Annotated in this window: 6 protein-coding genes and 1 pseudogene; 1 reads left to right on the forward strand and 6 read right to left on the reverse strand. The window is 33.8% G+C overall.

The features are described from left to right. Positions 1 to 7: 7 nt before the first annotated feature. From T513_RS0104795 to T513_RS0104820, 6 genes are all read right to left on the reverse strand, one after another. Positions 8 to 1,078 (reverse strand): glycosyltransferase, encoded by a 1,071-nt coding sequence (locus tag T513_RS0104795; RefSeq protein ID WP_031589192.1) that lies wholly within the window; start codon positions 1,076 to 1,078, stop codon positions 8 to 10. Then, positions 1,078 to 1,902 (reverse strand): LicD family protein, encoded by an 825-nt coding sequence (locus tag T513_RS0104800; RefSeq protein WP_206538539.1) that lies wholly within the window; start codon positions 1,900 to 1,902, stop codon positions 1,078 to 1,080. The genes T513_RS0104795 and T513_RS0104800 overlap by 1 nt, the downstream gene beginning before the upstream one ends. Then, positions 1,886 to 2,836, reverse strand: a complete 951-nt coding sequence (locus T513_RS0104805) for a glycosyltransferase family 2 protein (RefSeq protein WP_031589193.1) — start codon at positions 2,834 to 2,836, stop codon at positions 1,886 to 1,888. Before T513_RS0104805 ends, T513_RS0104800 begins: the two co-directional genes overlap by 17 nt. A gap of 94 nt (positions 2,837 to 2,930) precedes the next feature. Next, complete coding sequence (gene glf / locus T513_RS0104810) at positions 2,931 to 4,034, reverse strand: UDP-galactopyranose mutase (RefSeq protein ID WP_031589194.1); 1,104 nt, start codon at positions 4,032 to 4,034, stop codon at positions 2,931 to 2,933. A gap of 12 nt (positions 4,035 to 4,046) precedes the next feature. Then, positions 4,047 to 4,817 (reverse strand): DUF4422 domain-containing protein, encoded by a 771-nt coding sequence (locus T513_RS0104815; RefSeq protein ID WP_031589195.1) that lies wholly within the window; start codon positions 4,815 to 4,817, stop codon positions 4,047 to 4,049. A 12-nt stretch (positions 4,818 to 4,829) separates the two neighbouring features. Continuing rightward, positions 4,830 to 6,212, reverse strand: coding sequence for an exopolysaccharide biosynthesis polyprenyl glycosylphosphotransferase (locus T513_RS0104820; protein WP_029070987.1), 1,383 nt, complete (start codon positions 6,210 to 6,212; stop codon positions 4,830 to 4,832). Between the two features lie 216 nt (positions 6,213 to 6,428). Here T513_RS0104820 and T513_RS12160 point away from each other — a divergent pair. Next, positions 6,429 to 6,662, forward strand: a pseudogene (locus T513_RS12160) (hypothetical protein); the annotation flags it as partial.

A 6,662-nucleotide genomic window follows, 5' to 3' on the forward strand; every position in this document is an offset into this window, starting at 1 on the left:
GATCTCCTTAAAGACATGCCTGAATTGCTTTTCTTGTATAATATCCATTTGTCAGTTTCTGACTCATTTCTTTGGTATGAAGAAGAATATCCTGATAATCTTCTTCACTCATTTGATCTACAACAGACTTGATATCATCCAATGAATCTACGACAATACCACAATGATGCGCCTTTACAAAATCTGCTAAAGCCGCATGGGACCAGATGACAACTGGAAGTCCAACTGATAAGTAGAACGATGTCTTATGGGGATTATTAATACGTAAATAATCACCATAAGTACCTGTACAAGTATCCTTGCTTTCACCATCCCATACAAGACCATAGCCACCTTCAATTGCATAAGGCAAATCATTTGGTGGGAATGAACCAAAGTATGAAATCATATCATTGGTTTTTCCTTCATATTCAATACCATAAAGATGGAAAGGATAATTTTCAGGTAAATCATAAGCATAGGCTGCTTTTCTTTTTCTTAGATTACCAGCAATAATGACAGCACCATCTTTACTGTATTTCTTCTGATTATCTTCTACATTAAAATCACTTAATAGATAATCAAAGATTTCAAGTACAACTAATTTATTTACATCTACAAGATCACTCATATAATCTTTCATCTTTTCATTATGAACAATGATATGATCTGCGTAATCTAAAATAGAATATTCTTCAAACTTTAATCTTTTTCTTTCTTTTAAAGATACATCTTCTCTCTTTGACCATCTCAGCATTTCTAAATCATGAACAAGAAGAACGATCTTTACCTGTCTTTTCTTTAATGACTTAAAGACTTTATATAAAAATAATGAATGATCTACGATTGGGAACTGTACAAATAATGTATCTCCATCATGAAGAGCACTTAATCTCTTTGCCCAGTTTACTTTAATTTTATGATGAGCCATCAGCTTAGTGAAGGCATTCCCTTTTTCTCGATCTTCTATTACACTTTGAATTGGAAAAGGCTTAATGCCCATATCTTCAAAGATGCTTTCTACATCATCTCTAGCCTTAAAGCCAGCAGTACGTGAAAGGTCATCTCCATACTTGATTTCTTTAATATAATAATTCATTATTCATCCTCCAGTGTCACATGCATTTCATGTGTCTGTCTTTTTTCAATTGGTGGTAATTCCATGTAGTTACCATAGATTCCCGTAAGATATTCATCCCAACAGCTCATTGCCTTAAATGTATATCCTTCAAATAAGACATCATCACTCTTCAGGAATTTCTCTTTATCCATGGCTTCCCCTTTACCATATAATCCCCAAGTTACTACACCTGCTTTATTAGCTTTATCAAAAGGAACCTTGTATGCTTGTTCTAATATCTTCTTATTACATTTATCAATCCCATAGATTTTCGCAAAAGGAATCACAAAACGTTTTAACATTCTCTTTAATCTTGTCTTTCCTTCATTGGGATTAGCCCAGTTAAGCTTTAATAGTTTTCTATAGAAATTAGTCTTCTTGTAGATCTTTTCAATCTCTTCTTCCTTATCAGGAAGGCCATCCACAGGTAAAATATCAACCCATAATGAAGAGGAAGCATCCTCTTGCATATACTTCTCTTTCACTTTAGTACGTGTATCAATAAGTTTCATAAATGGATATGAATCAGTACCATTTTCATAACAGACAAGTTTTAAATGTTTTGAGAATTCATCTTCAAGATGAATAAGCTTCATATAATCAGGACGAGGCATACAAACATCAATATCATCATCCCAAGGAATAAATCCCTTATGTCTGATTGCCCCAAGAAGACTTCCTCCCGCAAGATAAAGTCTTAATCCGTGTGCATCGCACACCTTCTGCAATTCTAAAAGAATATCTAATTCAGTCTTTTTTATTTCATCTAAGTTTAATTTTCTCATATTACTTTTTTCTCGCATTCTGCTTTACTCTTAATACATAAATCAATCCTGCTAAGGAATGTAAATGGCATTTCATCAATAAGAAAGGTAAATAACGTGGCTTCAATGAAGTTTTCAAAGAAAGATCCTGATAAGCTTCCTTAAAAATAGGAACATTAAGCACACGCTTCATATTTTCTACTTTTTCCTTATAGCTTGATTGATTCGATAAAGCATAATTCTCTCGTACCATTATAACATTAAAATGCATCAAGACATATGATGAAAACGCCTTCCTGATAGACAAGGATGCATCATTGATCGCATTCTTGCTTTCATTCATTGCTTCAATGTAGCCCTCTGTCTTTCTTCCATCATAGCTTCTCATAACTGAAGTATCATCTAGTGAATAATGATAGACATTACGTGAAGAAAAATAGATGCTTTTACAATGAAGAACATAACGCAAAGTAAAATCTCCATCTTCAGCTACACGTAAATGCGACGCAAAACGCAATTGATATCTTTCAATGATATCTCTCCTCATAAGAAGACCCCATACAGCCATACATTTAGTAGGATTCTCTAACATCATGATTGTAGCACTTTCTATATCAGTATTATTTTCTTGCCACAATCCTAGATCGACACGATGAGATCCAACTTCATAGCTCATGACAATCAGATCTTCATCTCTTTCCTCATAGCTGTTTAATACATAATCATCCGCATCCACAAAAGCAATCCATTCACCTCTCGCATGATCCAATCCCATATTTCTCGCATTGGATACACCCTTTTCTGACTGAAAGACGCGAACCTTATCCAATGAATTTGCCAATTCGTAAGTCTGATCTGTAGATCCATTTTCTACAATGATAATTTCATAGTTTTCATGGTGTGAACGAATACTTTCCACACATCTCTTTAGACTCTTTTCTGCATTATAGGCAGGAATAATAAAAGATATCATGATAGGACCTCCTTATCTCACATATATTACTTGAAATATGTATGTATTTCAAGATTTACAAATAAAGGGAAATGAATACACATTTCCCTTATTCCTAGTCTAATTCTTTTTTCACACAGTTAAGTGCAACTGCAATTGTATCATCCATATCGAAGTACTTGTACATACCAAGTCTACCACCAAAGATGACATGTCCTTCTTCATCAGCCAATGCTTTATATTTAGCATAAAGACTATTGTTTTTCTCATTGTTCATAGCGTAGTAAGGTTCATCCCCTCTAGACCATGATGCAGGATATTCTCTAGTGATAACTGTACGTGGCTGTGTACCGTATTCAAAATGTTTATGTTCAATGATTCTTGTATAAGGTACTTCATATTCAGTGTAGTTTACAACCGCATTACCCTGATAGTTTTCTTCATCCAATACTTCAGTTTCAAAACGTAATGAACGATATTCCAATTCACCAAACTTGTAGTCGTAATACTGATCAATCATACCTGTATAGATAATCTTATCTGCAATGTTTTCTAATTCTTCACGATTTTCTAAGAAGTCTGTATTTAATCTGACTTCAATGCCTTCTAGCATCTTTTCGATAATCTGTGTATATCCACCTTTAGGGATTCCCTGATAATCATCATTGAAGTAGTTGTTGTCGTAAGTTAATCTTACTGGAAGTCTCTTAATGATAAATGAAGGAAGTTCTGTACAAAGCTTACCCCATTGTTTTTGAGTATAGCCTTTAATTAATTTTTCATAAATATCTGTACCAATTAAGCTGATTGCCTGTTCTTCAAGGTTCTTTGGTTCAGTGATGCCGGCTTCTTTCTTCTGTTCTTCAATCTTAGCCATAGCTTCTTTTGGTGTTCTGATTCCCCAAAGCTTGCTGAAGGTATTCATGTTGAATGGAAGATTGTAGACTTCATCCTTGTAGAATGCCACTGGGGAATTTGTATATCTATTGAATTCCGCAAACTGCTGAATATAATCCCATACTTCCTTGTTGCTTGTATGGAAGATATGTGCACCATATTTATGAACATTGATGCCTTCTACATTTTCTGTATAGATGTTTCCTGCTACATGATCTCTTTTATCAATAACAAGAACCTTCTTGCCTCTCTTGTTTGCTTCATAAGCAAAGATGGAACCAAATAGACCTGTTCCTACTACCAAATAATCATACTGTGCCATATTATTTCTCCTTTAAAAACTTTCTCCGTATTTTTTATGAAAGAACTTTGCTTTCAAGAAATCAGTTCCTTTTTTGATCTTATTGATCTTTTCCATATAGACAAAAGGAACTTCCTTATAACTATATTGATTCTTTTCAATCCACACATCCAATAATAATTCCGAGATTCTTCCTGGGAATCTTGCATGGAAGCTGTTGTATTCTTCATCTTGGAATGCATCATATAATTCAAAAAGAATATCAAAGAGCCATGTGCAATAAGCATCATACTTCTCTTTGCTCATGATGAACATATTAAATGCATGCATACCCTTTTCTTTCATATGATGATCAAATGACTGCAAGTACTGCGGATACTTTCTCGCAATAATCTTTCTTGTCTCATCCAATGGTTCTGGATAGAGCGTATGGACATAGTGATCATAGATTGTTTCAATATAATAGTTTCTTTTTTTTGTCACTAATATATCTGTATCTTTTAGATAGTCTTCAGCTTCTTTTTGTGTAAGTACACAATCAAATGGATCTTTTGTTTTCTTTTCTCCTCTAAAATGACGACGATAGTGTGCTAATCCCTTATAAGATGCATCACAGTTTTTCCATCCCCAGTAGAGTCCAGTCAATTCACAGAAAGCATAATTGAGATAGGAAATATTGTCTCCTTCATCATCTCTTTGAAAACCGATGCTTTCTTTGCCACTAGCGCCTACATGAAGAGGAAGATACATCTCATCATTTGGCATTCTATAGCGCTTATGTGTCGCTACGAAAACCTTTATCATAAACAGCCCTCCTTACATGGCTCCTGTTCCATGAATAATACTACGAACGGTCTTATAGACAATGACAATATCAAGCCACAATGACCAGTTCTTATAATAATAGACATCTAATTTGCATCTTCCTTCAAAAGAAAGATTGCTGCGGCCATTGGCCTGCCACATACCAGTAATACCTGGCTTAACTTCAATAATATTGGAATAATAATATCCCATATCCTGCTTTTCACGAGGAAGGTATGGTCTTGGTCCTACCAATGCCATATCTCCAAGCAGAACATTAAAGAACTGTGGAAATTCATCAAGTGATGATTTTCTAAGAAAATGTCCTACCTTAGTAATACGAGGATCATTTTCTAGTTTCTTATTCTTTAAATATTCCTCTCTGATTTTAGGATCATCTCTCATAAGTTCTTCTAGCTTCTCTTCCGCATTAGGAATCATGCTTCTAAACTTATAGATTGTAATCTCTTTGCCATGATGACCAATTCTTGTCTGCTTAAAGAAAATAGAATCATGATCACCATTCTTTAGACAGATGATCTTCACAAAAATAGCTAAAAAGACAGTTAATATTGATCCAATTAATCCAAAGATAATATCAAAGAAACGTTTAAGGATTGTATCAAACACACTCATCTTATCTCTAGAAGTAGAAATAAGCAGAATCCCATCGAAATCCTGAACCTGTGAAGAGAAATTCATTGTATTATTATCTCTTGGCATATATTTAACAGATTCTACAAGATCTCCTACTGTAGACATGATTGTATCATATCCTTCTTCTGTAATGCTGTTTTCTACAATTACAACCTGTTGGATATCATTGTCCTTAATGACATCTATAACATCCTTATACTTAAAGACCTTAAAACGATCTTTTGGTATTCTTTCTTCTTCAATAACATTAGGGAAAGCCTGCTTAAATACATCTGGATCATTAAGATCCACGAAACCTAGCACTTCAGTAATCGCAAAGCGGTTATTATTGGCAATTCTCGCATAACGCAATGAATCACTGCTTGTTCCCATAACCAATGTCTTTGTCTTAAGCTGATGTCTTAAAACAATACGCAATGTTCTAGACAAGAAGATACATGCGACAAACATAACCATTGCCAGAAAGACAATGTAACGTCTTTTATCCTGATGAATCCCCTGAGGAATAACAACGATAAAAGTTAAGATGTAAACAAGACATGCCTTAAACACATTCTTGATTTCTTCCCACACCAATGTATCTTCAATAGAATAATGTCCAAAGATGAACATATATACTATAAATAATCCTAATGTCTGTCTAAATAGTCCGACATTGATATCAAATAAGTTAAAGAAGAAATAATAGATTAATATTTCGAATACAATTAATAATAACGAAAGTATTTTTCTACTCATATGATTTTCCTTTCAAAAAAGCCGAGACTTCACATTCCCACACATTATAACATAAAAGAGTTTATATGAATATAAAACCTTCATCTTACAGGCTTGAAAATCCTCTATATCTTTTATCATAAATAAAAAAGAGGCTGTAACGAAATAAAATACAGTAAAAAAAGTGGCGTACTCACTATTTAGTGAGTGCAGCCACTTTTTTGGTATAATTAGGTTATGAGTTACAAGAATATAAAAGAACCTAATTACAGTAATTATTATAACCTATATCAGATGTGTTTGCCACTTAATCTTGAATATGTTCTTGATGAAGATGATGAACTGTTCTCGTTCCTGAAAGCGATAGGAGGAATTGATTTTTCAAGGTACATGAAAAAGAACGAGACCAGAGGACGTAAAGGACATGATAACTTCAGGATGCTTAAGGCTATTCTTTTTGCCTACATGCAG

Source organism: Kandleria vitulina DSM 20405, assembly GCF_000702065.1.
Lineage (GTDB): Bacteria > Bacillota_I > Bacilli_A > Erysipelotrichales > Coprobacillaceae > Kandleria > Kandleria vitulina.

What these genes read in the sequence shown, in the direction of transcription:
- T513_RS0104795 (WP_031589192.1), bottom strand. Translation starts at nt 1,078, where the DNA reads ATGAATTATTATATTAAAGAAATCAAGTATGGAGATGACCTTTCACGT.
- T513_RS0104805 (WP_031589193.1), bottom strand. Translation starts at nt 2,836, where the DNA reads ATGATATCTTTTATTATTCCTGCCTATAATGCAGAAAAGAGTCTAAAG.
- T513_RS0104815 (WP_031589195.1), bottom strand. Translation starts at nt 4,817, where the DNA reads ATGATAAAGGTTTTCGTAGCGACACATAAGCGCTATAGAATGCCAAAT.
- T513_RS0104800 (WP_206538539.1), bottom strand. Translation starts at nt 1,902, where the DNA reads ATGCGAGAAAAAAGTAATATGAGAAAATTAAACTTAGATGAAATAAAA.
- glf (WP_031589194.1), bottom strand. Translation starts at nt 4,034, where the DNA reads ATGGCACAGTATGATTATTTGGTAGTAGGAACAGGTCTATTTGGTTCC.
- T513_RS0104820 (WP_029070987.1), bottom strand. Translation starts at nt 6,212, where the DNA reads ATGAGTAGAAAAATACTTTCGTTATTATTAATTGTATTCGAAATATTA.